The organism is Lentzea flaviverrucosa (assembly GCF_003350445.1).
GTDB classification, from domain to species: domain Bacteria; phylum Actinomycetota; class Actinomycetes; order Mycobacteriales; family Pseudonocardiaceae; genus Lentzea; species Lentzea californiensis.
Genome location: NZ_QQAU01000017.1, coordinates 104,926 through 131,860, shown reverse-complemented (window position 1 = coordinate 131,860; position 26,935 = coordinate 104,926). Strand labels below are relative to the sequence as shown.

Here is a 26,935-nt window from a genome sequence, read left to right as displayed (position 1 = left end):
GCTCGTGATGGCAGGCTCGGCAGTGTCGAGCGTGTCGTCAGTCTGTCGTTTGTGGCGACTTGTCCAGGACGCGCACCTGGGCCGCGAGCTTCTCCGGGTCACACTTGGCAAGGTGCTCCTGCACGAGCGCGTGGACGAACCGGAACTCGCCTGCGGCTTCGATCAAAAGGCTCCGGTCGGCGGCGTACTGGAGAAACTGTCGGGGGCGAACAGGAACATGGCCGCAGACTGCGATCGCGACGCGCACGACCGGGGGCCGAGGTATCCGATTGGTCGGCCAGATCCACCGGGCGATGTGGCCGTAGAGCAGCCCAATGCCGCATCCGATCAACGCGGGCCATGCAGCCGCTGCCGGCTCGCGGGACAACACCGTACCGGCGGCCGTGCCGATGAGTGTCCCGATGATCAGTGCTTGCAAGTTCCACGAAAACGCGGAGCGTTGTTCTCGTTGATCGATCATTTTGTCGCTGGGGTCGTCGCCGAGCACGTCGAAATCGCGAACGAGACTGAGCGCCAGGCCGAGCCCGAGACCCACGCCCCAGCCGACGAACAACTCGCGCGGCGTTCCCCAAAGCGCCACCATCCCGCCGGTGATCACTCCTGCGGACGCACCCCACCTCACCGTCGCCCACGACCACTTGAAGATGTCCCACTGGAATCCGCGCCAGCCACCGACCAACACACCCGTCAGGAGCGTGAACAGAGCACCGGCCAGCACGGGCGGCAGCAATGAGACCAGGAAGGCCACGACCGAGCCCAGCACAACGCCGACGGAGCCCAACACGACGCCGAGGATCGCACCTGAGGCAGCCCAGCCGAGCGGCCTGGTCACGGGTACAGGACGAAAGCGGGCGCTGTATCCGAACAGGAGCCTGAAACCCAGAAGGGGTGAGAGTACGAACGCGAACGCGGATGCCAGCAGGCCGGTCCAGCCGCCGAACCACTCCGTCAGCATCATCGTCCCGATCGTGACCGCACCGGCACGCGCGAACGGCGCCAACCACCGTTTCACCGAGACCTGCACGTCCCTCGGCGGTCTGTCAGGAACCGTGTAACGAACCGGCCTGACGGGGCCCTCGGCATACGTGGCCAGGAATTTGAGCCACCGCAACACGTCTCGTGCCGGAAAGTTCGTCTGCCCGCGCTGCGACGACAAGACCTCAGCGACGTAGGCGTCAAACAGCTTGCGGCGGTCGAGTCCGATCCGAGCACCGGTTTGGCGGCCGAGCATGACGATGTTGAGCATCAAGGGAGAGCCGAGCATCTCCAGCAGTTCGTGGTCGACGTCGATCTCGTGGAACTCGAGGAAGTCGAGCACCTGGAACCGGCTGAGCGGCCTGATCACCACCGCTCCGTGCATACGCAGGCGAGTGGCGAGCCGGTCGTAGTCCCGCTCTCGGCTCGACACCGCCAGTTGCGGAATGAGCAGCTTGTCCTGCAGTGCGTTCAACGCCTGCACACAGCTGTCGCGATCGGCCGGTTCCACTTCGTCGAGACCGTCCAGCAGCAGAGCCAGTCTGCCGTCGTTCAGCCACGCTTTCGTTATCCGGTGCGGGATGTGGTACTGGTGTTCGACCTCGGCGAGAACCCAGTCGGTGAAGCTCAGAGACCCCTTCCACCGTGACCAGCTCGCGAGGTCCACCAGCACCGGCACCGGTCGCCGTTCATCGTTGCGCGCCAAGTCGATCAGTGAGACGGCCAGCTCCAGCAGCATGGTCGTCTTGCCCGAACCAGGCGCGCCGAGCACCAGCATCGACTCGTCGAGCGCCTCGAACGCTTCATGCACAGACCCGAAGTGCTCACGCGGCGGGCCGTCCGGCGCTCGCACCCGCAACGACGACTGCCGCAGCACCTTGGTTGACTGCTCGTTGAGCGACAGCGCGATGCGAACCTTCTCTGACAGCGAGTTCTCAAGGCGCTCCCGGACGAACTTGTCCACCCGGTCGAGCGCGTTGGGCCGGTTCTTCGGATGGTCGGGAAACCGAACGCTGATGCCGTCGTCGCGACCCCACTCGCGGACAGCGAGCACGATGGCCGCGACCAACAGCACACCGATGGCGGGCCACGTCCAGCTTCTGAGCGGGGCGAGAGCGCCGCCGGTCGCGACGTTGACCGTTACCGGCAGCAGGACCAGCGTCACGATCGCGCCGGCGATTAGAAGCGCCAACCGGCCACCGCGTCGCACCGCGCGATTATGCCCGTGGCGTGCGGAAACAGGAGCCGTTCACGCTCAATCCGGTAAAGGCCGCGTGGTGTTCGACACAAGATTCACCCGTCTGGCGGCATGTGACCTGAAGTTGTGGCTGCAAGGTCTGCGTCCGACAGTGTTTCGAACCTGGCCCGCTGCAATCTGACACCAACTTCGCGCCCGCGGCTCGAGTCTTCGGCGCCTGCTCGGAATGCAGGTCCAGCCGGTTGGCCTGCCAGATGTGCCACAGCGCCCGATCGGCCGCCGCTTCACCGCCGAGCCGGAAGATGGTGATGCCCAGACGTTCGTCCAGGCTGTCCACGATGAGCTGAGGCCGGTTTATGGCGACCGAGCGGAGCCGGGAGTCCAAGCACCACAACAGCTCCGCGTGCATGTGGGGCAGCGGCTGTTCGCCTGGAGTCACAGCTAAGAGGTCACCTTGGTCCGACCGTGACGTAAGGGACCGGACCGGACGACCGTTGCGGGAACTCAAGCACCGGAATCAGCTTGCCGATGGGATTTCCTGCGTTGTCGAACGAGATCGTGCCCGTGGCGCCGTTGATCTCTACTCGCCGCAACGCCTGCCGGACGCCCGCCGGTGTCGGTGGCCGGTCTCCGGGGGCGTTGATGGCGGTGAAGGCGGTGAGTGCGGCGTCGTGGTGCAGGAGTGCATAGCCGTCGTCCAGGGGATCGTCGAACCAATACGTGTACTGGGCGCGGAAATCCGCGAAACCCCGAGGCGTGAACGGGAGGTCGCCCTCCCAGCCCGCTGGGTCGACTGGGCTGGCGTAGATCAGTCTCACCCTGGTTGCGCGTATCTCCTGTGCGACCTCTGCGAGGCTGATCGCCTCTGTCACCACGGTGATCGGCTGGTTCGGGCAGTGGACGGCGATGTCGGTGAGCAAGTTCCTCAGCCCCGCCGTACGGCCGCTGTACAACGTCACCGCCGAGCGGCACAGCTCCTCGACGAAGCCCCGCACTCCAAGCGTGCTCTCCACGACGTAGTGTTTGACGCGTCCTCCCCACGCTGCCGCCAGGCTTTCGCTCAACGCGGCGACGTACAGGTCGCGTGGGCCGTCGGTGATCAGGTGAGTGGGCTCGATCGAGCGCTTGCGCAGTTCCGCGACCAAGGCCTTGGCGAACTCGGCGTTGCCTGGGGTGATCCGCATCAGGCTACTGGTCTGGAAGGCGTTGGCTGTGGCCGAGATCAGCGGAATTCCTCGTTCTGCCAGCCTCAGCGCCGCTTCACGCGTGTCGTGCGTGCTGATGCCCAGACCGATCACGCTCACCAGAGGGTGGTCCTCGGTGCTCGCCCGCGCCAGCTGATCGATTACCGGCGCCCAGTGCCGCTGGCGGCTTCCGATGTTGGCGAGCACGAGTTCCGCATTGACCGGATTGACGCGATTCGCTCTGGTCTGCGCGATGAACGCGCCCTCCAGGGCGTGCCGCACCTGGGCGGCGCTCAGGGTGCCCTCGTTGAGCGGCGCGAGCAGCGCCACCCGGACATAGGGCTCACCTGAGCGACGGACCTGCCCGTTCTCGCTGGCGATCAGGCGCGACACCTCGGCGACGTCCGGGCTGAACTCGTAGGAGCCGTCTGTCACGCCGACGCACTCGCTGTCCAGCCCGACCCGCAGGTAGCGGATCGAGGTGTCGAACGGCGAGACACCGCACCGCGTCTGCAGTCCGCCCGCTACCGGCAGGCCGGCGCCCAGTCCGACGCCCGCCAGCACCGACACCACGAGCGGCAGCACCATCCTGCGCGCAGGCGACCGCCGACGCACGGGCGTCGGCGCCGCGGCGACGACGTCGGCGGTTTCGACGGGACCGCCGGCGAGGTGGTCCTGCAACAGACTGTGCCGGAACTGGTAGGTGCCGCCGTTGGCGCGCAACACTTCTCGCCGGTGCGCATCGTCCAGGAACGCCATGAGCCGCCAGGGCAACTCGCGTCGCAGCGCCGAAAGGCATCGAGCGACAAGGAAAGTCGTCCACACGTGCGGGCCGCGGGCGAGGCCCACCACGACGCCGAGCAAGCCCGCGCCCACGCCGTCGATCAAGGCGATCCGAGGGCCCGCGACAACACCTGTCACCAACGCGACGATGAACCCGAACGTCAGGCCGAACACTGCGAGCCGCAACAACTTCGCTGTGCGATCGGCTCGCAGAGCCGCCCTGGGACTCGCGGCGCGCACCGTGTCGGCCGGGCCTTGCAGCCACCCCACCAGCCCGTAGGCGAGGCCGGTCACGCCACCGAAGATCACTCCCAGCAACAGGCCGAGCCGCGAGGGGTCGGATATGTCGAACGTGATCGTGTAGGTGACTTCCGCGATCGCGCCGATCCCGAGCCCCACCGCCGTACCCAGCACGACGCCACGGCTGAGCTGCCCGGCGAGCAGCAGCCGACGGCCGCGAATGCCCGCGTTGACACGGCTCGGTTCGGCGACCGCGCGAGCGCGCACAGCCCACCCGGTGGTCACGCCTGCCAGCACACCGGCCACCGCCCCGAGAGACAGGGCTCCTCCGTTTCCGGCGACGGTCGGCAACACCATCAGCCAGACCGCCACCGCGGCGAGCACCGCGCACACCAGTCCCGTGACGATGCTGGTGGCACGGCGGGTCGCGGACGCCCGCATCCGATACAGCTCCCACCACCCCAGGGCGTAGCCGCCTTCCCGGCGCAGGTGCACGGCCAGCGATCGCAGCCACGTCTGCGCCCGCGGGGTGTCCGAGTAGACGTCAGCGACGAAGCGGTCGAGCAGGCTCTGTTCGACCCCCGCGTAGTCGTCGAACGCGAGCAGTTCGGCGGGGTTGGTCGTGGTCCGGGCCAGACCGATCATCAACGGCGTGCGCAGCGCTGAGGCCAGCGGACTGGAGGCGTTCTCCCTCAGGTGCCGCAACACCGGTGCCCACCGCGTGTCACCATCAACCCGGCCCGCGGACAGGTAGGCGATCGTGTCCGCCACGGCCACGGGCCCGAGTTCTACGACCAGCGCGGTCGCGGGCACCGCATGGGCTCGGGAGACGGCTTGTTCGTACTCGTCGGCGCGGCACGTCAGCATCAGCGGCCTGCCCCGCAGCGCTCGGTCGATCTGCGCGATCGCCTCCGCGTGTAGGGCTTCGGGCAACTCGTCCATGCCGTCCAGCACGGGAAAGATCAACCCTGGATCGTCGACCAGGTCGACGGTCAGCTCCGGGTAGTCGGTGCGCAGCTGGTTCCTGATCCAGTCGAGGAGTTCTTCCTCACCGACCCGCCACGACGACACCGACAACAGCACCGGCACCGGTAGTTGCCGCTGTCGCTCGCGCCGAGTCAGCAGCGCCAGCGTGAACTGGATGGCCAGCACGGTCTTGCCGCCGCCCGGCTTCCCCAGCACGACCACCTGCCGGTGCGGCAGGCGCAGCACCGTGCTCACCAGCTCGTCGACCTCGCCACGAGCGACCAAGCCGACCGGCTCCGCGCGAGACCGCCGCACAAGGCGTTTCCACCACGGCACCCGCTCCGCAGAACGGGAATCCGGCCGGTCAGGACCGAGAACGCTCACTGCGGGCGGCGACACCGGGCGGTTGGTCGTGGTCCACGGCTGCGGCAACACCCACGGCCCGTGCAGCCCGCGCAACCCGGCCTCACGCGTCCACTGCTGCTTCACCGCCCCGGCCAACGCATCGACCGCGATCCGTACCCGATCATCCTCGGACACCGGACCGGCAACACGCTGACGTGCGATCTCCAGCCAGACGGCGACAACCGCCAGGACCGCGAGCACGGGCCACGCGACGGCCTCGAACGAGGACGGGAACGTGTCCGATGCGAGGTTCGTCGCGAGCCCCAGCGCGATCGCGAGCAACGGCGGCACCGCCAGCCCCAGCCACCGCAAACCTGACCCCTCTCGTCCCACCCGTCCGTTGTCGTGCCGGTCCGTACGATCGTTACCAAAGCGCTTCATAGCGCGCTGGTGGATCCGCGCCGGTACATCCGGCGCGCCGGTGCTCGTAGAGCAGCGGCTGATCGCCCTTGTCGTAGGCGCCTAGCAACTCCAGATCAGGGAGCTGCCAACCCCCAATTCTCGAAGCATCGTCGACCTACGGAACCGTGAGCAACGGCATGCGGTGGTGCTGGTACAGCGGCTGACGTCTGTACCGGCACCACCGCGACGGACCTAGTAGCCGGAGCCGAGGTGTTCGAAGTCGCCAAATGGCGACGTTTGCCAGCCGATCCCCGGCACGACCCACGTGTGCACGAGGTCGCCTCCCGTGCCCTGCCCGAAGATGTCGAGCTGGCCGTTGGCTTGCTGGATCAGCGAAGGCTCGCTGGCCAGGCCAGTGCCGAGACGTTCAGGTTCACCGAAGGCTGAAGGTTGCCAGCCGACACCGGACACGAACCACTTGTGCCAGAGAGCTACCGCGGCCGAAGATGTCGAGCTGCTCGTTGGCCTGTTGGAGCACAACCGGTTCACTCGCCAGGCCGCCGCCGAGCCGTTCGAAGTCGCCAAAGGGAGACGGCTGCCAAGCGCGGGGGTGCTGCGCCACGACTCCGTGCTCGTCGAGTCGTCCTACGGCAACTTGGGAGTCGCGCTGAGCATGATCGCGGCGAGCCGCGGGTACCGGTTCGTGTGCGTCACCGACCCTCGGTGCCCGGCCAGAACGCGGGCGAGGATGACCGCGCTCGGAGCGACCGTGCGGGTGGTCGACCAACCCGACCTGCACGGAGGCTTCCTCGGCACCCGCATCGCGGTCGACACGGCGGGCTCGGTCACGTTCGGGTCGCCGCCGCAGCGCCGCATGATCCACGGTCTGGGCGCGAGCGTCCGCCCGCAACTGCTGGACGAGTCCTTTGTAGATGACGTCGTGCAGGTGGACGCGGTGCACGCCTGCAGGCGACTGGCCGAAGCCGAGTTTCCTGTTCGGCGGGTCGACCGGAACCGGGTTGTCCGGCGCACTGTCCTGGTCCGATGTGGTCTTTCCGGTGTGGACGGCCGACCTGGTCCGGAAGGCGGAGGCGGAACCGCGCACGAGCGGCATCGGCCGGCGCGGTGTGCTCGCGGTGAACGAGGCCACGGGCGATGTCGCCGCGCTGACTCTGCTGGACTTCTACCCGACGCTGCCCAGCTGGGGCGTTCAGCGGGACAGCGTGGTGATCCCCTCCGAGCGCGGCCATGGCCTCGGGTTGTGCGTCAAGGCCCGGATGCTGCGGTGGCTGCGGGAACAACGCCCGGACATCGCCCGCGTGCACACCGGGACCGGCAGCGGCAACGAGCACATGATCAGGATCAACCACCTGCTCGGCCACCGGACGACCAGCGTCTCCGTCGGCGTCAACGCCAAGATCTCCGAACTGCGTGATCGCCCCGTCGAAGCCGCAGGCCGGAAGATCGAGTCGCCGACGAGTTCTGCTGAGATTGGTTGACATGGTTGGTGTGCGCGTCAATGAGCCGTGACGGAACTTGATCTGTGTCTGTGTCCCACACGGGTTTGCCAGTGGCGCGCGGTAGTTGGGTTCACGCTCGCCGTTGGGCGCGAACGGTTTCACGGTCCGGGCCAGTCGCAAGGGCCGCCGAGGGCGCGGTGCGGGGCCAGGTCCAGGCATACCGCACGATGAGGGCGAGAAGGATCAGTTCCAGAGCGATGCCAAGGCCGTAGAAGTACAGCCAGGACTCGCCCACCGCGTTGAACGCCGTGACGGGGACGTAGAGCGAGGCGACGGTGAGGTTGGTGATGCGGTTCGCCCTGGCGGGCAGCGTCATCGACAGCACGACCATGAGGATCGGGATGGCCACGAGGGTCAGCGCCGTGGTCGAAAAGGTCTGGGAAAGGTCGAACTCGAAGACCTTGCCGTTGAGGATGTCATCGATGACGCCGGGCGTGAAGAAGTTGAGGATGTCCACGTAGGCGTACAGGAACATGAAGCTCGTCCACGTGGCTGCGAGCTTGGCTCTCACCGGGATCCGCTGGTCTTCCAGCGTGGCGGTGGTGGGTTGACGGTTTGTCATCATGGGCTCCGTTGTTGTGGGGAGGATCGGTAGGTCCACGATCGCTGAGCCCGGCGGCGGGCGCCCCCGCCCGGAGGCTGGGGTTCGCCTGGCCGATGGCATGGTCTCTCTCCTGTTCTTTCGGCGGGTACGCCGAGGCGCGCCGATCCCTACGCTGGAGCCGTGGTCACCGTCCGGCGCTCCATCTGGCATGAGCCGCGGCCTGCTGACGCCCCACCCGTCGGCCGGCTCGACTGGCTGCTGGTGGGCGTGGTCGCGGCCGCCGCCTTGGTCGAGGGCATCGCTCGGCCGGGCTTGGCCTGGCGACCCCTTGTGACGGTGCTCGCCCTGGCACTGGTGCCTGCCCTGCTCTGGCGGCGGGGCCGCCCCCTGATGGCCGCCCTGGCCGGGTGGGGCGTCGCCGGGCTGCTCTCGGTCCTCCAGCTGACCGCGCACGCCGGGGACCTCGGCCTCTACTCCACCATGGCCGTCCTGATCCTGCTCTACTCGCTGGTGCGGTGGGGCTCGGGACGGGAGATGGTCTTGGGGACGGCGTTCGTGACAGTCGTCGTCGCGCTGGGGACGTACGTCTCCGCCGCGGGCTGGGCCGACGTTTTCGGCGGGACCGTCCTCTTGCTGTTGTTCGTCGCCCTCGCGGCGGTGTTCCGCTACCGCGCGGACCTCTGGCATCGCCAACAGCGCGAGATCCGCAACCAGGAGCGGGTGGCGCTGGCGCGCGAGCTGCACGACACAGTGGCCCACCACGTCTCGGCCATCGCGGTGCAGGCGCAGGCCGGTGGTGTGGTCGCCGGCATCCAGCCGGAGAAGGCTGCCGAGTTCCTGGCCGTGATCGAGTCTGAAGCGTCGCGAACCCTGGCGGAGATGAGATCCATGGTGCGGGTGCTGCGTGAGGAGGAACCCGTCGCCTACTCGCCGCAGCCGGGTGTGGCGGACCTGCCTGCTCTGGCGTGCGCCGACGCGACGCCCACCGTCGAGGTCTCGCTGGACGGTTCGCTTACTCGGCTGGCACGACCCGTGGAGGCCGCGCTGTACCGGCTCGCACAGGAATCGCTGACCAACGCCGTACGGCACGCCCGGAGCGCGACCCGCGTCAGGATCGACGTACGCCGGGAAGGCGACGCCGTCCGGTTGCGTGTCAGCGACGATGGGCAGACCGAGCCGGGGTCAGCTCCGGAGCTCGGGTTCGGGCTGCTGGGCATGGCCGAACGCGCCCAGTTGCTCGGCGGATCGTTCTCCGCGGGGCCGGGGCCCGAGGGTGGCTGGGTGGTCGAGGCCGTGCTGCCGGTGGAGGCGTTGGGATGAGCATCCGTGTTGTCGTAGCCGACGACCAGGACTTGGTCCGGATCGGGCTGGTGATGATCCTCGGTGCACAACCCGACATCGAGGTCGTGGGGGAGGCGGCAGACGGGCTCGCAGCGCTCGACCTGGCGACCCGGCTGCGTCCCGATGTCCTCCTCGTCGACATCCGGATGCCCGGGCTCGACGGCGTCGAGGTGACGCGGCGCCTGGCCGGGCCAGACGTGACGGACCCGATGGCGGTCGTCGTGATCACCACCTTCGACCTCGACGAGTACGTCCTCAGCGCCCTGCGCGCCGGCGCCCGCGGGTTCCTGCTCAAGGACGCCGGTCCGGCGCTTCTCGTGCAGGCCATCCACGCGGCGGCCAACGGGGACGCGCTGATCGCCCCCACTGTCACCAGCCGGCTGCTGGCGATCTTCGCCGGCCAGGCGCCGGTGGTACCGGTCCAGCCCGTCGACCCGCTCACCGAGCGCGAGGAGGAGGTGCTCGCGCTGGTGGCACGGGGCCGGACCAACGCCGAGATCGCCACCGAGCTCTTCGTCGGCCTGAGCACGGTCAAGTACCACGTCGCATCGTTGATGACCAAGCTCGGCGCACGCAACCGCGTCGAGATCGCGATGTGGGCGTACGACACCAGACGCGTGAGAGCCAATTGATGGGTGCAGTGCGGAGAGCTGCGTTGTCACAAGCTGTCGGTGTGCCTTTTGAGCGGCGCGACCAGCTCCGGGTGACTGCCCCTGTCTGCTCGGTGCAGGAGCCGGGCGGCCACGTAGAACTGGGCGAGCATGCCGGCGTCTGTCGTCAGCACGTCAGCGAACGTGTCGTGCACTCGTTCAGCGGCCTGCGGCACGAGAAGGCTGTAGCTGAGCAGGGTGGCCGCGTCTGTTCCTACTGGGCCGCGGCCCCACGTCTCCCAGTCCAGCAGAGCGAACTCAGGACCCATCAGGTTCGCCCAGTGCAGGTCGCCGTGCACCGTTTCCCATTGGCGGACAACGGGATTCACCGCGTTGCCGAACTGCTGCTGCATGCGGCCGCTGACCAAGGCCTGGTCGGCGTTGACGCGGTTGGTCGGCATCGCCGCGATCGACTCGCTTGTCCTGCGTAGTTCCGCCCACCACTTGTCTGGGAGGTCGGCCATGTGGCGGAGGACGTCGGTGCGGGAGCACGGTGCGCCTGGCATCAGAGTCATCAGTTCCGCGCGCTGGTGTCGTCCGTGTTCCCACTCGAAGATGTCGACGACTCGTGGCTTGGACAGGTTGGTGAAGGCGTTCGCTTCCAGGTTTCCGGTCCAGAACTCGCCTTCGATCCATTGCCTGTCCTCGGAGACCACCCGTAGCCACATCGGCTCGTCTGGTCCTCGCACGGGCGCGCTGATCGATCTGTCCAGGCAGCCGAGCAGAGGTGTCCCGATGACGGTGAGTCTGAAGTGCGCTGCGGCGCGATCGAGGTTCTCGTGCATCCACACCCGGAACCGTGCGTCGGCCTCTCTGAGGTGCGAGCTCAGCGCGTGGCCTTGGTGTCCGAGGACCGGTGAGTGGCCAGGTTGTTCTGACACTGGGTTCCTTCATCTTGGGCGCATCGGGCATCCTCCGTTACTCGTTTTAGTGCTTGGACTTCCTCTAAGCGAGGCGCCGCAAGGTCATTACGCCCTTCGGGTACAGCTCGCGGTGATGCGGTCACCGCGGCGTTCGAGCGTGCTGGACGCAGGGCCTGCCGCCTCGTCGACCTGCGGCTTTCGGCTGGGTGGTGCAGGCCGCCGAAAATTGTCGGGGGTCGGCGCTAACGTTCCTCCTGTGCCGCCGGACCGGCGGATCGGCTTGCTCGGGGGCGAGGAGAGGGATCGTTGTCGGACTGGGAAAGTGCTAGTGCCGCGCGGGCGTTGCCGCCCGCGCGGCCGCGCAAGCTTTCGAAGGTGCCGTTCGTCGAGTTGGCGGACGGGCGGTTGCAAGGGGTGGTGTCCAGCGGGTCGGACATCGAGCGGGTGTACGTGTCTTCGGTTGCCGCTGGGAGTTACGAGTTTGCCTGCAGTACCAACAACAATCGGCCGTGTGGTGGCGCGCGGGGGTCGTTCTGCAACCACATCTTCGCCCTCGTCACCGAAGCGGTGTTGCAGTACGGGGTGGAGCGGGTGGCCCGGTACCTGCGGGTGGACGCCGCGGACATGGACGCGCAGGCCATCTACTCGATCATGATGGGGGCGCGGCCTTCGCAGGCGGACAGTGCTGCCGCGGCACAGGTTTTCAGCCGGTTCCTGCGTCATCTGGCCTATGTGGAGCTTCCCGCTACCACGGCTCCGCTGCCTGAGTTGCAGTGGTTTCCGCCTACCAGGGTGGTGGTGTGATGCGCGCCGATCTGCTGGCTGATCCCGTCGACGGGGTTGACGAGGTGCTGGTGGCCGTCGCCGGTGTTGATCAGGCGTTGGCCGCTGGGCTGTTGCGGCCGCAACCCGCGCAGGTCGCTGGGCTGGCCGTGCTGGCCGGCGCGGTGGTGGGGTCTCCGCTGGGTGCCAGGGTGGCTGAGGCCGCGGAGAAGGCGGCGGCCGGTGCCGCGGGGGAGGAGCACTTCATTTCCCTTGCGGTGGCTCGGATCGCGCTGCTCGGGTCGGTGCACGACGCGCTGATGGAGCGGGTGGGGCAGGCGACCGGACGGGCACTGGGCGACTCGGGCGGTTCGGTGCCGGGTGGGGGACAGGCCGAGAACCTGGTGCTGGCGGCCCGGTCCTGGCTGGCTGATCTGGCTCGAGCCGGGTGGCAGGGCATCGACCACGACCTGGTCTCCGGTGCCGAACCGGTGATCTCCGCGTTGTTGCCCGAACCTCGGCTGCGCCGGTTGGCCGCGTTGCTGGACGGGTTCGCGGCCGAGTTGGCTGCGTCTTGCCCTGGGTCCGCTCTGGAACGGATTCCGTTGCGTCGCTGGGGAGATCTGTGGTCGCGTGCGATGGTGCTGACGTTGCCCGGTGCGACTGAGGTTGCTGTCAGCACGGTCACCGGGCGGCTGTTGCCGTTGGGAGTGGACCTGCACGAGCACGCGACCGCCGCGCAGGCTCAGGTGCACGCGGTGTTCGAACCGGCTGACGGTGGCACGCCGTACCTGGTGCGCGCCAGCGTGTCGGCGCCCAAGCCGGACACGATCATCGGTGCCGGGATCTGGCAGTTGCTGCGGCCGCACCTGTCGTTGCTGGCCGCCGTCAGCGAAGGCCGGTCCATGGAGCTGACCGACATGCCCATCACCGGTGAGGGCGACCTGTTGTGGCGCGACGAGCACGCCCGGCTCGGCGAGCCGGCCGACCCGTTCGTCACCGCGCGGGTCGTCCTGCCGGCCGCCGGTGCGCTGCCGACAGCACCGCTGGACCGGCACCCTGCCCGCATCGCCGTGCCCGTGTTCCTGGAGGGTTACCTCGCGGAGCAGGGGGAGGCGCTGACCTTCTCGCTCGCCGGGCAGCCCGTCGTCGTGGACACCGACCGGGTGCCGGCCGCCGGGCCGCTCACGCCGGAAGCGGTGGCGACGTCGAACGCCTGCATCGGGCTGTTGCGCTGGGACGCGGGTGTGTTCCGGGTCCAGCCGCTCGCCGTCGAGACCACCGTGCGCAAGAAGGTCGTGGCCCTGCACGCTGGTGCGTGGGCCGGCGGAGCGGTGGACAAGGCCGGTGTCAAGGCGGAGAAGGCCGCGACCGACGCCGCGACGGTGCTGCGCGAGCGCGCCGGAAGGTTGTTGCGCAAATGACCGACGCACAGGAGAACCGCCGGCAGGTCCTCTACTGGCGGTTGCTGTCCCGGCTGTTCGACCACGAGGAACAGTCCACTTTGGAGTCAGCGAGCCTCGCCGTGCTGCAGGACATCGGCTTGCCGCCCGCACTGCTGGACCCGCAGGCCGGTGTCGACTCGATCGTGCAGCGCCATCCCGGGCTCGCCGCCGAGTTCGACGGCGTGATGGTTCCCGAGGCGGGGGACGAACGCGACAAGGCGGCCGAGGTGCGGCGCGCCGCGCTGGTGTCGAAGGTGCTGCTGAACGTCTTCGCCACCGGGTCCGGCACCGTCACCGCCGGGCAGCTGTCCCGGTGGCAGGCCGACGCCGGCTGGCTGGAACGTGCCCTGGGCTGCCAGCCGGGGCAGCTGCGCGGTGGTGGCCGTCAGGCCTCCCCGACCGGCACCGGGACGGGCTCCGGCACGCCGGACCTGAGCAACCTGATCCCGCAGATCGGGCCTGAGCTCGGTGCCCTGGAAGCGGATCTGGTCAAGCGCATGCACCTGCGCGAGGTGCTCGCGGACCCGGCGCTGGCCGCCCAGCTCACGCCGAGCATGTCGCTGATCGAGCAGCTGTTGCGGGACAAGGACAACCTCTCCGGGGTGGCGCTGGCCAACGCCAAGTCGCTGATCCGCCGCTTCGTGGACGAGGTGGCCGAGGTGCTGCGCACGCAGGTGGAGAAGGCCTCCACCGGCGCGCTGGACCGGTCGGTGCCGCCGAAGCGGGTGTTCCGCAACCTCGACCTCGACCGCACGATCTGGAAGAACCTGACCAACTGGAGTCCCGAGGAGGAACGGCTCTACGTCGACCGCCTCTACTACCGGCACACCGCGCGCAAGACCACACCTCAGCGGCTGATCGCGGTGGTGGACCAGTCCGGTTCCATGGTCGACTCGATGGTCAACTGCACCATCCTGGCCTCGATCTTCGCCGGGCTGCCCAGGGTGGACGTGCACCTGATCGCCTACGACACCAGGGCCCTGGACCTGACCCCGTGGGTGGCGGACCCGTTCGAGACCCTGCTGCGCACCCAACTCGGTGGCGGTACCGACGGCACGGTGGCGATGGCGCTGACACAGCCGAAGATCGCCGAACCGCGCAACACCGTGGTGGTGTGGATCTCCGACTTCTACGAGTCCCAGTGCGAGCAGCTCTACGACTCGATGGCGGCGATCCACCGCTCCGGGGCCAAGTTCATCCCGGTCGGCTCGGTGACGAGCTCCGGCCGCGGCAGCGTGAACCCGTGGTTCCGCGAGCGGTTCAAGGACCTGGGCACACCGGTGATCTCCGGCCACATCCGCAAGCTCGTCCACGAGCTCAAGACCTTCCTCACCATCTGACTTCCTCGCCGACCTCCCGAAAGGCACCACGAGAACATGTCCGACCTGTTGCGCGCCCCCGCCGAGCTCAAGTACGCCGAGGAACTGGACTGGCTGGAGGCCGCCGACGACAACCCCAAGCCGTTCTCCTGGCGGCTGTCGCCGAAGATGATCCGCCTGTTCGTCCTGGGCGCCGAGCGGTCCGACGGCCTGGACCGGGAGATCGCGCAGAAGTGGTTCGGCGACCGCAGCATCGTCGAACGCGCCATCGTCACGCTGGCCTCCGACCGCGGTCTGCTGCTCATCGGCGACCCCGGCACCGGCAAGAGCTGGCTGGCCGAGCTGCTCGCCGCCGCGATCTCCCGCAACTCCACCCAGGTGGTGCAGGGCACCGCAGGCACCACCGAGGACCACATCAAGTACTCGTGGAACGTGTCGATGGTGATCGCCAAGGGCCAGTCCCGCGAGTCGATGATCCCGTCGCCGATCATGAACGCGATGGAGACCGGCACCATCGGCCGGTTCGAGGAACTGACCCGCTCGACCAGCGACGTCCAGGACGCGCTGATCTCCATCCTGTCCGAGAAGTACGTCTCGGTGCCGGAGCTGGACGACGACAACATCGTGTTCGCCAAGCCCGGTTTCTCGATCATCGCCACCGCGAACAGCCGCGACCGCGGCGTCAACGACCTGTCCTCGGCGTTGAAGCGGCGGTTCAACTTCGTGCGCATCCCGGTGGTGACGAACAAGAAGAGCGAGGCCGAGATCGTCCGGTTCCGCACGGAGGAACTGCTGCGCCGGCACCAGATCGAGCTGGACGTGCCGCCGAACCTGCTGGACGTGCTGCTGCGCAGCTTCGCCGACCTGCGCGCGGCGTCGGCCGCGGCGGGCAGCGACGACGAGAAGCTGGAGTCCGCGCTGTCGACCGCGGAGCAGATCGGTGTGCTGGAGGACGCCATCCTGCACAGCAACTTCTTCGGTGAGCGGGAACTGACCGCGCGCTCGCTCGGGTCCTCGCTGGTGGGGTCGCTGTCGCGGCGGGCGCCCGAGGACCTGGCGATCATGAACAAGTACCTGCACGGGGTGGTCGAGCCGCGGGGCAAGGACGAGGGTGGGCTGTGGCCGGAGTTCCTGGCCGGCGGCCGCGACACGATCGCCACCCTCTCGTGAGCTTCGAGTCGCTGCGCACGCAGCTGCAGCAGGCCGCGACGACCTTCGCCGACGGGCCCGGTGCCCTGGAGGGCATCCTGCTCGGCATGGTCGACGACGTGGACCGCGCCGTGTCCGAGCCGCTGGAGATCTTCCCGGTCTGCCACCACTCCCCGGCCTCCGCGGTGGCCATGGCCCGCCGGTTGCGGGACAAGCAGCCCAAGGTGATCTACCTGGAGCTCTGCGAGGACATGGCGCCGCTGCTCACCGAGTTGCGCAACTGCCGTCTTCCCGTTGCGGTGCAAGCGTTCTCCAGCGAGGTCGACGGGTTCCCGGCCGAGTGGGCGCCGCTGTCGGTGGTCGCGCCGATCACCGAGGCGTCCGCGGAGTACCAGGCGATCGCCTACGCGCTGGACACACCGGGGGTCGAGCTGGTCCTGGTGGACCGCTCCTCGGACCACGTGTTCCAGTGGCAGCCACCGGAGACCGGGCCGGCGGACGAGGACGCGCTGCACGGTGACGCGGTCGGTGTGGAGATCGGCGACCTGCGGCCGCGCTTCGCCGAGCTGGAGGAGCACCTGCTGCACCACGGCAAGGTGCGGCACTGGTCGGAGTGGTGGCACCAGTACGTCGAGCTCCCGCTCGGAGGCAGCGATCACGACACCTACCGGCAGGTGATGTTCCTGATCGGCAGCCTGTTCCGGCGGCTCGCCCCCGGTGATCCGCGCCGGGTGCGGGTCGACGAGGACCGCGAGCGGTACATGTGGACGCGGATGCGCGAGCACCTGGTCGCCAGCGGCGCGGACCCGGCGGAGTGCCTGTACGTCTGCGGCGCCTTCCACGCGGCCAGCCGGGTCGCGGAGTTCGGCGTCGGCGGGAGCGACGGCTTCGTGATCAGCCCGCGCAGTGCGACGAAGTGGCAGCACGGCCTGATCCCGTCGAGCCACGCGGCCATCGAGGCGCAGTTCGGCCTCGCAGCGGGCTCGGTGTCCATCGCGGCCACCGAGTGGGCGAAGAACCTGCGGCGCACCAAGGTGACACCGTTCCAGCTCGCCGGCCAGGCCGGTGGGAAGAAGGCCCGCAAGCCGGCGGCGCTACCCGGCCCGGCCGCGGAACTCACCGCCGCCGACCAGCTTTCCGGCTTCCTGCAACGGTCGCCGGTGCTGGACCGGCTCGACGAAGCCGAACTGCTCGGCTGGTCCGTGGAGATCGTGCGCGCGGCCCGCCGCAACGGCTACCTGGCCTCCACCGCCGACGCCATCGCGGTCTTCGAGACCTCGATCCTGCTGGCGGGCATGCGCGACCGGGCCCGGCCGACGCCGTACGACTTCCAGGACGCCGCCGTCACCTGCATCGAGAAGGACGTCGTCCCCGGACGCCGTGACGTCGGCCGCCTGGTCGAGATCATGATGGGCGGCGACCGCATCGGCCAGGTCGGCTACGACGCGCTGCCACCGCTGGCCCGCGACGTCCACGACCGCCTGGCCCCGCTCGACCTCAAGCTCCAGCAACGCGGCGTGCAGCGAGCCCTGCTCGACATCGCCTCCCGGCCGGAGCTCGAACCCTGCTCGAACCTGCTGTGGATGCTGCGCTACCTGCTGCCTCGCGGCGCCGCCCGTCCGATCATGGGGGAGCGGAAGCTCGGCGAACGCCCGATCCAGGAGTCGTGGGACCTCGCCCTCGGCACCCACCAGCGGGCCCTCATCGAACTGGGCTACGAGGGCGTCAGCGTCGAGCAGGTCGTGGAGCAACGCCTCCGCCGCAGCGCCTACGACCCGCAGGCCACCACCGCGAGCGTTCTCGAAGCCGTCGAGGACGCCGTCCGCTACCTGCACAGCCCGCGCCTGGCGGGTGACCTGGGCACCCGAGCGCTGGAGGTGCTGGCCGGCGAACGCACGGTGGACGGCGCGCCGGAGGTCCTGCGCCGGTCCCGCCGCCTGCTCGCCTACTACCGCACGAACGAACCCGTTCTGCCCCAGTGGATCGAGTCGTTCGTCCGCACCGGCTACGCCCACTACTGCACCCTGCTGCCGACGGCGTTCACCGACGAGGAGGCGGGCGTCGACCAGGTGGCCGCCATGCTCGGCTTCCTGTTCAGCATGGAGTCCCTGGCCCTGTCCCTGGGTTGCGACCGCACCCAGCTGGAACTCGCGGTGGCCCAGTCGCACCCGGAAGAGCCGTCGAAGGTGGCCCTGTTGTGGGCCGCGCAGGTCCACCTGGGCCGGCTGTCCCGGTCCGAACTGCGCGTCCGGTGCGACGACCTGCTGGGCAACCCGCTGTCGCTGCCGAGCTATCCGCGCTACCTGAGCGGTTTCGTGCACGCCCTCGACCCGGTGCCGAGCCTGGTGGACTTCGTGGTGGAGACGATGTCCACCGCGTTCGCCCGCCTGCCGGACCCGCTGCTGCTGCCATGGCTGCCCAGCCTGATCAGCACGCTGCGTTCCCGTGGCGCGCAGTTCGTCCCGCTGCTCATCCGGGAGGCGGGCCGCCTGTTCCCCGGCCGGCTCCCGGCACTCGACGAGTGGGTCCCGCCCTGGCTCGACCAGCCCGTACCCGTCGCGGTGCGCACGAGGTCCGGAAACGGTCTCGCACTGCTGGCCGCCCATCCGGCGACCTGTGACGCGGTGGCGGAGCTGCTGGGCTGCGAGGGTTCCTGGCAGGCCGCGCCGAACGGGGCGGTGCTGCTGAGCCGTCATCCGGACACCGCGGTGGCACTGGAGGCGCTGTTGGCCACGTGAGCAGCCGGGCAGGTACCACCGCAGTTCAAGCGGGCGACGAGGTCACGGCCGGGTTCGACCGGAATGGCCGGCCGCCGTGACCGGCCCCCGTGATCGGTGCGCCTGCGCTGGTGGCTCCGCGAGCGTGACGCGCTCGTACACGGCCATCGCCTCCTTCGCCAGCTGGCTGCGCGAGTACCGGCCCAGGACGCGGTCGCGGGCGGCGATGCCGAACTGCTCGCGCCGCGTTTCGTCCGCCAGCAACGCTTTCAGCGACTGCGCCAGCCGCCGGCCGTCCTGCGGCCCGATCAGCAGGCCGGTCACGTCCGGCAGCACGATGTCGCTGAGCGCACCGACCGCCGTGGCCACCACGGGGACACCGCAGGCCATCGCCTCGAGCGCGGCGCTGCCGTACCTGTCGGCGGCCGGTGCGCACACCGCGACGTCGGCCGACCTCAGCACCGCGGGCCGGTCGGTGCGCGGAACCGCGTTCGCGTCCACCAGCTCGACGTGATCCACAGTGGACACCACGGCGTCCACGGCCGAAGAGCCGGTGCCGGAGTCCAGATCTCCGGTCACGGCTATGCGCATTCGTCCATCGTGGACGGCGGCCGGACCGTCCGGGGTGAAGAAATCCGAGTTCACACCACTGGGCACCACGGAAATGCGGTTGCGCCGCACGCCCAGCTGCGACAGTTCCGCCGCTTCCGCCGAACTCGTCGCCGTGATCCACGCGGCTCGGCGTGCGATCAGCGCCTCGGCGTCGGAACGCTGTTTCATCCCGGACTCACCGAACCCGTGATAGGAGTGCACCACCGGTACCTGAAAGCGATGCGTGCCGATCACCGATACCAGCCCGGACGCCCAGTGGTGCGAGTGCACCACGTCCGGAGGCCGTGCCTGCCACTGCTCGGCGAGGAACTCGGTGAAATCACCGAGGTGGTTCACGAGCTCGTTCTCCGCGAGTGTGCGAGCCGGTCCGGCGGGAACGTCCACGACGTCGTAACCGTGGCCGGAGCTGAGAGCTGCCGGTGACGTGGAATCGTCGCGCCGGGTGTAGACGACCAGCTCATGTCCTGACGCGCTCAACCCCGCGCACAGTTCCGCGACGTGCGCGGCCTGTCCCGCGCTTTCAGCGAGCGGTCCTGCCTGTACTGACACCATCGCTATTCGCATTCGCCCGGCCGCATCCTCGGTCTTCAGCTCGACTCCGAGCTGCCGGCTCAACTCGACCAGTTCCGGTGGTGAATAGAACGACCGTATTGGTTCTCGGCACCGGCGACAAGAGTGCGCATCGGCGGCCGCGCACGCGCGCACTGGGCCCAGCGCGCCTGTCAGCATCTCGTGCCACTGCGCGAAAGTTCAGAAGAAGCACTGCTCAGGGCGGTTGGCGAACCCTTCGAGTGAGGTCTTGCCGATCACCGAACTGAACCCTCCGTGCTGTCGCGAGGGAGGTGTGCCTGCGTGATCCGAGGCTCGATCGCAGGCCGGGCCAGGCTTTCACCCCATAGCAGGATGCGAACGCGGAATACTTTGATCTTGCCTGCTCATCCGCCCGATACTTCCTAAACACAGATATTCGAGCATCACCCGATGGTGTGACGTGAGGCTGGGGTGTTCACACCATAGCGTGATTGCTAATTTGTTCTTGCTTGATTGTTTGGATACGGTCCTGCTCGGACTTGCGGCTGGCGTGTTGCCGACGCAACCCTTTCTTGACAAGTCAAACAAGGAGATTTCTGTGCTGAAGAAGGCAGGGGCGGCCGTCGCTATCGCGGGCGCATTCCTCGGTTTTGGTACCACGGCGCTGGCCGACGCCCCTGAGCTGGACATCACGGACCAGGTCGGCGTTGCCGACCTGAACGACTCCGAGGTCGCCAGCGATCTGAACGCCTGCTTCATCGACGTCAACGTCATCGCGGTGCCGGTGCTGTCGGACAACGACAGCGGCCTGTGCGCCAACCCCGACGACAAGTGACGTGAGACGGCGCACGCTGCGGTGGGGCGCCGTTCTTTCGATTGAGGGAGCGGAGTTCGGCGGATGTTGCCGACTCCGTTTCTCTCTTCGTTGCACGTGCAGATCAACGACTGACTCCCAGGAGAAAACGTCATGCTGAAGAAGGCTATTGCCGCGGCTGCTGTCGGCGCGGGTTTCCTGATGATGGGCACGCCCGCCTTCGCCACTCAGGGCGGCGCGATGGACGACATGATGGATCTCGCCTCGAAGTACGACCACGACCACCAGGTCGGCCTCGTGAACATGGAAGACTCCGAGCTGCTCAGCGACATCAACGTCTGCCACGTCGACGTGAACGTCATCGCGGTGCCGCTCTTCTCCAACAACGACGGCGGACCGTGCACGAACCCCGACATCGAGATCGAGGAAGTGCACCACCACCACGACGGGGACGACTCGGACCGCTGACTCGCGGCACATCACGCGACATCGGCGACGCACTGGCTCCTACCGGTTGATCACTTCGGGGGCCGGTACGCCTGACACGACCACGCGTGGTGTCGATGGTCCGGGACGAGTCCGGACACCCCTGTTCCTCCCGCGAAGCGCCCGGCTGCCACAAGCAGCCGGGCGCTTTGTGCATGTCCGGTTGTCGTTGTGCCACAACGGTTTCGGGCGTTGAACACGTCACCCGTTCTAGCGGTTTAGATGCGTTTTGACGTGATTTGTGATCTGGCCTCATCACCATTGTCCGCATGGTCAGGACGCCGATCTTCGACGAGCTCTACGCCAAGTACGTGGCCACTCCCGCGAGAACTGCGGTGGCGCCGCAGACTCCGCAGTGGCCGGCTGAAACCGACGAGGTGCTTCCCGCACCGAGCCACGCCGCGGCCGGTTCGCTCGAACCCGCCGGTCCGCCGAGCCACCGACGTCTGATGTAGCGGGCTGGGATGAAGCTCAATCGGATCAGCCTGTTGTGCACGGCGCTCACGGTGACGGCCGCCTCCACGACGCCGGTGGCCGGTGCGGAGGTCCTGCCACTGGCGGAACGCCTGCGCGAAGCGGTCGTGGCGCAGAACTTCAGGGACGTCGTCGACCTGACTCCGCCGGAACCCGGTGCGCCACCGGTGACGCAGCAGGAGAAGTACGACGCTTCGCCCGCCGAACTGATGAGCCGGGCCCGGACGCGTTCCGGCGGCAGGCCGCTGCACCAGACCCCGAACCTGGACGTGGCGATCATCGGACTCGACCCCGCCGGCCGCCCGGCGGCGGTGGCGAACGTGCTGCTCAGCCCGCAGCACCCGAACGGCGTGGTCGTGCCGGTGCAACCCCAGGGGCTCTCGACCGACCACGTCCGTTACCGCTGGTGGAACGACACCGAGTGGGACAACAACGGCGGCGTGGGCACTCGGGACGTGCTGCCGGGCCGGGAACACGCGCCGATCGACTTCGCCTCGCCGTACCCGGCGTCGGTGCTCAAGCTGCTGGTGGGCTTCGGCGTGCTGCGGCTGGTGGACCTGGGCAGGATCAACCTCGACGCCGAGTACGTGTTCGACCCGAACCCGGCGCGTGCGGTGTGCGGCGGGCCGTCGGTGAAGACGGTCCGGCAGCACTTCGACGAGATGATCACGAAGTCGCAGAACGAGTCGACCTGTGCGCTGGTGAAGCTGCTGCACGACCTGAGTGCGTGGGACCAGGTCAACCGGACGTTCGCGGACCTGGGGATGCCGACGCTGATGGTCACCGGGACGAATCCCGGTAACGGGGGCGCCTGGGGAGGCGCGAACATGAGCTCTCTCGACACCGCCAAGCTCCTGCTGCTGATCAACGGTGGCGCGGAAGTGCTGTGGACGACGACCGAGGGCAAGCCCGTCACCGCCGCCGAACTCTCGGCGTCGTCGCGGAAGTTCTTCCTGGACACGCTGGCGGCCCAGGGTCACAACGAGATGCTGTCCACGTCGAACTGGTGCGGGCGCGGCTACCCGGTGCAGGGCATCCCGCAGCAGGTACCGGCACGCTGGATCGAGCCGGACGGCACCGTGACGGTGGGCGACGCGATCTACGACCGGGACGTGCGCCCGTGCAACGAGACCGCCGAGGTGACCTTCGCTCACAAGACCGGCTGGACCGCCACCGCCGGTTCCGACGCGGGCATCGTGAAGTCGTTGCCCGGCAAGGACAAGCGCGACTACATCGTCGTCGTGTTCGGCAACCTCGGTATGGACTACGCCGACGCCGCCCGTCCGGCCGACCCGCCCGGCGTCTTTCCCGTGCTGTACACGCAGAAGTACGCGCAGCTCGGCAAGGCGATCGACGTCATCATGAAGACTTCGTGACCAGAGAGGTCACACCGTGAGCGGGCAGGGGATCAAGGCCCACACGGACTTGCCGACCGCACGCTGGACCACGCCCCACTGCTTGGTCAGCTGGTTCACGATCAGCAGGCCGCGGCTGCGCACCGAGTCGGGTGAGAACGGCCGCAGGACGGGCGCGGACGGGGACGAGTCCTCGACCGTGACCGCGACGACGCACGGCTCGCCCGACTTCCGCAGCCGGACGCGTGCCGGGAATCGGGCGTGGTCGTAGACGTTCGTCACGAGTTCGGTGACGACCAGCAGCACGTCGACGAGCTCGTCCTGGTGCAGGCCTGAGAGGGAGGCCTCGGCCCACCGGCGCACCCTGCCGATGTCAGCTAAGTCGCGGTCGAGTTCGTAAACATGTCCCGCTTCAGAAAACGGCTTGCCCTTCGTCACACCGCTCTCCTTTCGCGCCTTACCGCCGTGCGGTCCTGTCCGCGGTCCTGTGGTTCAGGGGTGCCCGCTCGGCGTGGCCGTGAACCGGCCGGCCCGATCATGCGAAGCTGGGACCCGCACGACCTGTTGTCGTCCGTACGCGCGGTGAGCGGAGTGAAATGGCTGAGAGCAGCGGTGCGTCGATCCGCCTGCGTGTCCTCGACGCCGTCACGGACGGGGCGCTCAAGGAGTTCGACCTGGACAAACTCCTCGGCACCCTGCTGGAACGCACCCGTGAGCTGTTCGAGGTCGACACCGTCACCGTCCTGCTGGTGGACCGCAGTGGCATGCAACTGGTGGCGCGGGCGACGTCGGGTCTGGAGGAGGAGGTCTTCCAGGGAGTGCGCGTGCCGGTCGGCAAGGGGTTCGCGGGCCGCGTGGCGCAGTTCCGGGAACCACTGCAGATCGGGCACGTCGACGAGTCCACGGTGGTGAACCCGCTGCTGTGGGAGCACGGCCTGCGCGTGCTGCTCGGTGTGCCGATGATCGCGGAAGGCGAGCTCACCGGAGTCGTCCACGTCGGCAGCACGACGGCACGCCTGTTCACCGACGAGGAGATCGAGGCGCTGCAGCTCGTGGCCGACCGCCTCGCGGTGGCGGTCTACGTGGACCGCACGCGTTCTGAACGCGCCGCGGCGGCGATGCTGCAGGAAAGCCTGCTCCCCGCGCGTCTGCCGAGCACGGAAGGCTGGGAACTGGCGGCCCGCTACGTCCCCGGCGCGGAAAGCGGTGTCGGCGGGGACTGGTACGACGTGTTCGAACTGCCCGGCGGGCGCATGGGTGTGGTGATCGGCGACGTCGCCGGCAACGGGCTGCGGGCAGCTGTCGTGATGGGACGGTTGAGGAGCGCGCTGCGCGCCTATGCGCTGGAGTACCCGGATCCCGCCGAGGTGCTGCGCAAGCTCGACCGCAAGGCCAGCCACTTCGAACACGACACCATGGCCACCGTCGCCTATGCGGTCATCGACACCGTGGCCCACCGCATGAGCCTCGCCGTCGCCGGGCACCTGCCCCCGGTCCTCGCGGTGCCGGGGGAGGAGGCCCGGTTCGCCGGCGTCCACGTCGATCCGCCCATCGGGTTCGACCTCGGCACCACCGGCCGCCGGAGCCTCGACGTCGAGCTGCCCCGAGGGGCCGTGGTCGTCCTCTACACCGACGGTCTCGTCGAACGCCGTGGAGAGGACCTCGACTCCGGTCTGGAGCTGCTGCGGCAGGCTGTCGAGCCGATGAGTCCCGAGGCGGTGTGCGGTCAGGTCATGGCCACGATGGTGGGCGACACGCCGGCGACCGACGACATCGCTTTGGTGGCGATCCGCTCCAGCGAGTGAGACGCCGCTGACAGCAATTCAGGGTTGAGGTTCGGTCGTGCGGGCACCCCAGGGTGGATGTCGCACCTGAGACTCAGGTGTCGGGGAAGGACGACATGGGCACCGACGACAAGTTCGAAGCCAAGGCCGACCAGCTCAAGGGCAAGGTCAAGGAAGGCGTCGGAGACGCGACCGACGACCCGGGCCTGCAGGCCGAGGGCCAGACCGACCAGTCGAAGGGCCACCTCAAGGAGGCGGCCGAGAAGGTCAAGGACGTCTTCAAGAAGTGACCTGCTTTACCCAGGAGGGGTGCGTGCATCGGCTGATGCACGCACCCCTCCTGGGTTTTCGCCTCGGTTAGGGTCGGGCCGTGGATCGAATCGCGGGATCGTTGTACGGGTTGGCTTTCGGGGACGCGCTCGGCAAGCCGACGGAGTTCCTGACCGTTGCGGAGATCGACCGGCAGTTCGGTCCTGCCGGGCCGGATGACCTGGTGGGCGATCCCGCACTGGTCACCGATGACACGCAGATGGCGCTCGCCGTCGCGTGGGCGCTGCCCGATGTCGGCCGGTACACCGCTGACACGCTCGAACCACGGCTGCGGGAGCGGTTCGTGGCCTGGGCGCACAGCCCGGAGAACGACCGCGCGCCCGGGATGACGTGTCTGCGCGCGTGTGGCGGCCTGGCGGAGGGCTTGCCGTGGGTGGAGGCGACCGTCGCCGGGTCCAAGGGATGTGGCGCGAACATGCGCGTGACCCCGGTGGGTCTGGTGCCCGGCCTCGACCTCGACGTGCTCGCCGGGGTGTCGCAGCTGCAGGCCGCGATGACCCACGGTCATCCCACGGCGCTGGCCGCGTCCGAGCTCACCGCCTACGCGACGCGGCTGCTGGTCGACGGCCTCGATCTGGCCGATGTGCCCGCCGCGCTGCTGGCCCGGTGCGAGGAACGGCGCTCCGTCTACCTGGAGGAGTGGCTGGGAACGCTGTGGCAGGTGCCAGGGGCGACCACACCCGCCGACTTCATCGCCCGAGGCTGGGACGAGTGCGCCGGGGTGCTCGAGCGGCTGGTGGCTGCTCTCGCCCGGCCTGACGACGGCCTGGACGTGTGCCTCACCACCGGAGAGGGCTGGATCGCCGAGGAGGCGCTGGCGAGCGGTCTGCACTGCGCGATCCGGCACGCCGACGACCCGGTGCGGTGCCTGGTGCGGGGCGCCCGGACCAGCGGCGACTCCGATTCGATCGCCGCGCTGGCCGGTGCGTTCGCCGGTGCCGCACACGGTCTGGAGGCCTGGCCGGCGGACTGGGTCGCGCGCATCGAGTACGCGGACCAGCTGACCGCGCTCACGAGCTGATCTGAGGCACCCCTGGACATAACAAAGCCCGGCCGGATGGATCACCCGGCCGGGCTTCGGCAGTCCTGCGTGCCGCTCGCGGCAGAAGGGACTAGGCGGGGACGATGTTCTCCGCCTGCGGGCCCTTCTGGCCCTGCGTGATGTCGAAGGAGACCTTCTGGCCTTCCTGGAGCTCACGGAAGCCCTGAGCGGCGATGTTCGAGTAGTGGGCGAAGACGTCGGCGCCGCCACCGTCCTGCTCGATGAAGCCGAAGCCCTTTTCAGCGTTGAACCACTTGACGGTTCCGGTGGCCATGGTGCACTCCAAGCATGAATTTGGCGCCCGCACTGTGCGGGGCCGGGTCATCTGTCATGACCGAAGGCGTTGAACAGCAAAACGCCCGTGACCTGCGATCACGGGCGAACGGTACTTCGGGACCATGACAGATATCAGTACCGTACACCGGATGACCTTCGTCGTCGCATCGACACGCCCGAAGTCTTCGAACCCCGCCGCGGTGGGGTATGCGGCAGTCGGTGAGAGTTGGCTGGTCATCGTGCGGATTGCGGTGTCGGGCGGCCGGCACGACGACGCCGAATAAGTGACGAGCGTCACTTATTCGTGGCCGCAGCGAGCCGGTTGCGGACTGTCCATTGTGCATGAATCGATCGCCGGAACCCGTGTGCAAGATCCGGGTAGCGTCGCGGTGCTGACCTTCGCGTTGCTGGCGGTCGGTCAGGACGGGCCCGGTTCGGTCGTCGTCGCGCTGGTCGTCGCCACGACCGCCTGGACGGTGATCCGCGCCCGGCGGCAACGGCTCGAGTACGAGGCGCGCCTCACCTCGTGGGCCGCGGAGCACGCGACGCACCAAGAGCGGCTCAGGATCGCCGGGGAGCTGCACGACATCGTGTCCCACGGCCTCGGCCTCATCATCGTCCGAGCCACCGCCGCACGGCGGGTGCGCGGCGACGGGCAGGAAGCCGAACGCGACCAGGCGCTCACCGACATCGAACAGGCGGGCCGGGACGCCGTCGCCGAGCTGAGGCGCATGCTCACCCTGCTGCGCGACGGCCACGAGCGCGACGCTCCGCTGCGGCCCGTGCAGAGCCTGGCGGACATTCCGGCCGTCGTCGACGCCGCCCGCG

General features: G+C 68.6%; 24 protein-coding genes and 2 pseudogenes. 17 read left to right on the top strand and 9 right to left on the bottom strand.

All coding sequences use genetic code 11. The annotated features are described in order from the left end of the window. Positions 1 to 37: 37 nt before the first annotated feature. From DFR72_RS38485 to DFR72_RS47290, 4 genes are all read right to left on the bottom strand, one after another. Positions 38 to 2,185, bottom strand: a complete 2,148-nt coding sequence (locus tag DFR72_RS38485; protein ID WP_143086963.1) for an NACHT domain-containing protein — start codon at positions 2,183 to 2,185, stop codon at positions 38 to 40. 7 nt (positions 2,186 to 2,192) lie between these two features. Then, positions 2,193 to 2,612, bottom strand: coding sequence for a hypothetical protein (locus DFR72_RS38480; protein ID WP_147290348.1), 420 nt, complete (start codon positions 2,610 to 2,612; stop codon positions 2,193 to 2,195). Positions 2,613 to 2,622: 10 nt separating this feature from the next. Then, positions 2,623 to 6,063 (bottom strand): NACHT domain-containing protein, encoded by a 3,441-nt coding sequence (locus DFR72_RS38475; protein ID WP_170176590.1) that lies wholly within the window; start codon positions 6,061 to 6,063, stop codon positions 2,623 to 2,625. A 282-nt stretch (positions 6,064 to 6,345) separates the two neighbouring features. Continuing rightward, positions 6,346 to 6,564, bottom strand: coding sequence for a hypothetical protein (locus DFR72_RS47290; RefSeq protein ID WP_245983820.1), 219 nt, complete (start codon positions 6,562 to 6,564; stop codon positions 6,346 to 6,348). Positions 6,565 to 6,697: 133 nt separating this feature from the next. Between DFR72_RS47290 and DFR72_RS47285 the strand changes: the two are divergent. Beyond that, positions 6,698 to 7,133 (top strand): annotated as a pseudogene (locus DFR72_RS47285) (pyridoxal-phosphate dependent enzyme); the annotation flags it as partial. A 550-nt stretch (positions 7,134 to 7,683) separates the two neighbouring features. Here DFR72_RS47285 and DFR72_RS38465 read toward each other — a convergent pair. Further along, positions 7,684 to 8,175, bottom strand: a complete 492-nt coding sequence (locus DFR72_RS38465; protein ID WP_090071879.1) for a DUF6326 family protein — start codon at positions 8,173 to 8,175, stop codon at positions 7,684 to 7,686. 162 nt (positions 8,176 to 8,337) lie between these two features. Between DFR72_RS38465 and DFR72_RS38460 the strand changes: the two genes are divergently transcribed. Both DFR72_RS38460 and DFR72_RS38455 read left to right on the top strand, forming a co-directional pair. Continuing rightward, a complete protein-coding gene (locus DFR72_RS38460) occupies positions 8,338 to 9,477 on the top strand; it encodes a sensor histidine kinase (RefSeq protein WP_090071678.1) in 1,140 nt (379 codons plus the stop codon). Beyond that, positions 9,474 to 10,130, top strand: coding sequence for a response regulator (locus DFR72_RS38455; protein WP_090071681.1), 657 nt, complete (start codon positions 9,474 to 9,476; stop codon positions 10,128 to 10,130). The genes DFR72_RS38460 and DFR72_RS38455 overlap by 4 nt, the downstream gene beginning before the upstream one ends. Before the next feature lie 26 nt (positions 10,131 to 10,156). Here DFR72_RS38455 and DFR72_RS38450 read toward each other — a convergent pair whose 3' ends face one another. Then, positions 10,157 to 10,816, bottom strand: coding sequence for a phosphotransferase (locus DFR72_RS38450; RefSeq protein WP_245983819.1), 660 nt, complete (start codon positions 10,814 to 10,816; stop codon positions 10,157 to 10,159). Positions 10,817 to 11,317: 501 nt separating this feature from the next. Here DFR72_RS38450 and DFR72_RS38445 point away from each other — a divergent pair. From DFR72_RS38445 to DFR72_RS38425, 5 genes are read left to right on the top strand one after another with little or no spacing between them, the layout of a single operon-like run. Beyond that, on the top strand, positions 11,318 to 11,815 hold the full coding sequence (locus tag DFR72_RS38445) for a hypothetical protein (RefSeq protein WP_090071683.1): 498 nt from the start codon (positions 11,318 to 11,320) through the stop codon (positions 11,813 to 11,815). Then, positions 11,815 to 13,197: a hypothetical protein gene (locus DFR72_RS38440; protein WP_114773936.1), complete on the top strand. Its 1,383-nt coding sequence runs from the start codon at positions 11,815 to 11,817 to the stop codon at positions 13,195 to 13,197. Before DFR72_RS38445 ends, DFR72_RS38440 begins: the two co-directional genes overlap by 1 nt. Then, entirely contained in the window at positions 13,194 to 14,558 is a 1,365-nt protein-coding gene (locus DFR72_RS38435) for a VWA domain-containing protein (RefSeq protein ID WP_090071685.1), read from the top strand. Before DFR72_RS38440 ends, DFR72_RS38435 begins: the two co-directional genes overlap by 4 nt. A 36-nt stretch (positions 14,559 to 14,594) precedes the next feature. Next, positions 14,595 to 15,707, top strand: coding sequence for an ATP-binding protein (locus tag DFR72_RS38430; protein WP_090071687.1), 1,113 nt, complete (start codon positions 14,595 to 14,597; stop codon positions 15,705 to 15,707). After that, positions 15,704 to 18,424, top strand: coding sequence for a DUF5682 family protein (locus DFR72_RS38425; protein WP_090071689.1), 2,721 nt, complete (start codon positions 15,704 to 15,706; stop codon positions 18,422 to 18,424). The genes DFR72_RS38430 and DFR72_RS38425 overlap by 4 nt, the downstream gene beginning before the upstream one ends. 42 nt (positions 18,425 to 18,466) lie before the next feature. On the opposite strand, the gene DFR72_RS38420 is transcribed toward DFR72_RS38425, so the two are convergent. Further along, complete coding sequence (locus tag DFR72_RS38420; RefSeq protein ID WP_170176589.1) at positions 18,467 to 19,564, bottom strand: glycosyltransferase; 1,098 nt, start codon at positions 19,562 to 19,564, stop codon at positions 18,467 to 18,469. A gap of 499 nt (positions 19,565 to 20,063) precedes the next feature. On the opposite strand from DFR72_RS38420, the gene DFR72_RS38415 reads away from it, so the two are divergent. The 4 genes from DFR72_RS38415 (at position 20,064) to DFR72_RS38400 (ending at position 22,696) form a co-directional block, all read left to right on the top strand. Further along, positions 20,064 to 20,381 (top strand): hypothetical protein, encoded by a 318-nt coding sequence (locus DFR72_RS38415; protein WP_143086965.1) that lies wholly within the window; start codon positions 20,064 to 20,066, stop codon positions 20,379 to 20,381. A gap of 132 nt (positions 20,382 to 20,513) precedes the next feature. Then, positions 20,514 to 20,828, top strand: coding sequence for a hypothetical protein (locus tag DFR72_RS38410; RefSeq protein WP_090071695.1), 315 nt, complete (start codon positions 20,514 to 20,516; stop codon positions 20,826 to 20,828). Positions 20,829 to 21,115: 287 nt separating this feature from the next. Then, complete coding sequence (locus DFR72_RS38405) at positions 21,116 to 21,301, top strand: hypothetical protein (protein WP_090071697.1); 186 nt, start codon at positions 21,116 to 21,118, stop codon at positions 21,299 to 21,301. 9 nt (positions 21,302 to 21,310) lie between these two features. Continuing rightward, a complete protein-coding gene (locus DFR72_RS38400; protein ID WP_090071699.1) occupies positions 21,311 to 22,696 on the top strand; it encodes a serine hydrolase in 1,386 nt (461 codons plus the stop codon). A 9-nt stretch (positions 22,697 to 22,705) separates the two neighbouring features. Here the strand turns inward: DFR72_RS38400 and DFR72_RS38395 are convergent, their stop codons facing one another. Then, a complete protein-coding gene (locus tag DFR72_RS38395; protein ID WP_090071701.1) occupies positions 22,706 to 23,113 on the bottom strand; it encodes an ATP-binding protein in 408 nt (135 codons plus the stop codon). 158 nt (positions 23,114 to 23,271) lie between these two features. On the opposite strand from DFR72_RS38395, the gene DFR72_RS38390 reads away from it, so the two are divergent. The 3 genes from DFR72_RS38390 to DFR72_RS38380 all read left to right on the top strand — a co-directional run bounded on the left by DFR72_RS38390 (position 23,272) and on the right by DFR72_RS38380 (position 25,810). Next, on the top strand, positions 23,272 to 24,480 hold the full coding sequence (locus DFR72_RS38390; RefSeq protein ID WP_090071703.1) for a PP2C family protein-serine/threonine phosphatase: 1,209 nt from the start codon (positions 23,272 to 23,274) through the stop codon (positions 24,478 to 24,480). 95 nt (positions 24,481 to 24,575) lie between these two features. Further along, complete coding sequence (locus DFR72_RS38385) at positions 24,576 to 24,749, top strand: CsbD family protein (protein WP_090071885.1); 174 nt, start codon at positions 24,576 to 24,578, stop codon at positions 24,747 to 24,749. An 80-nt stretch (positions 24,750 to 24,829) separates the two neighbouring features. After that, positions 24,830 to 25,810, top strand: a complete 981-nt coding sequence (locus tag DFR72_RS38380) for an ADP-ribosylglycohydrolase family protein (RefSeq protein ID WP_211335674.1) — start codon at positions 24,830 to 24,832, stop codon at positions 25,808 to 25,810. Between the two features lie 91 nt (positions 25,811 to 25,901). Here DFR72_RS38380 and DFR72_RS38375 read toward each other — a convergent pair whose 3' ends face one another. Continuing rightward, a complete protein-coding gene (locus DFR72_RS38375; RefSeq protein ID WP_030475722.1) occupies positions 25,902 to 26,105 on the bottom strand; it encodes a cold-shock protein in 204 nt (67 codons plus the stop codon). 151 nt (positions 26,106 to 26,256) lie between these two features. Here DFR72_RS38375 and DFR72_RS47610 point away from each other — a divergent pair, with 151 nt between their 5' ends. Further along, on the top strand, positions 26,257 to 26,391 hold the full coding sequence (locus tag DFR72_RS47610) for a hypothetical protein (protein WP_256240021.1): 135 nt from the start codon (positions 26,257 to 26,259) through the stop codon (positions 26,389 to 26,391). Further along, positions 26,392 to 26,850: pseudogene (locus tag DFR72_RS47795) on the top strand (histidine kinase); the annotation flags it as partial. It abuts the gene before it with no gap. Positions 26,851 to 26,935 lie beyond the last annotated feature (85 nt).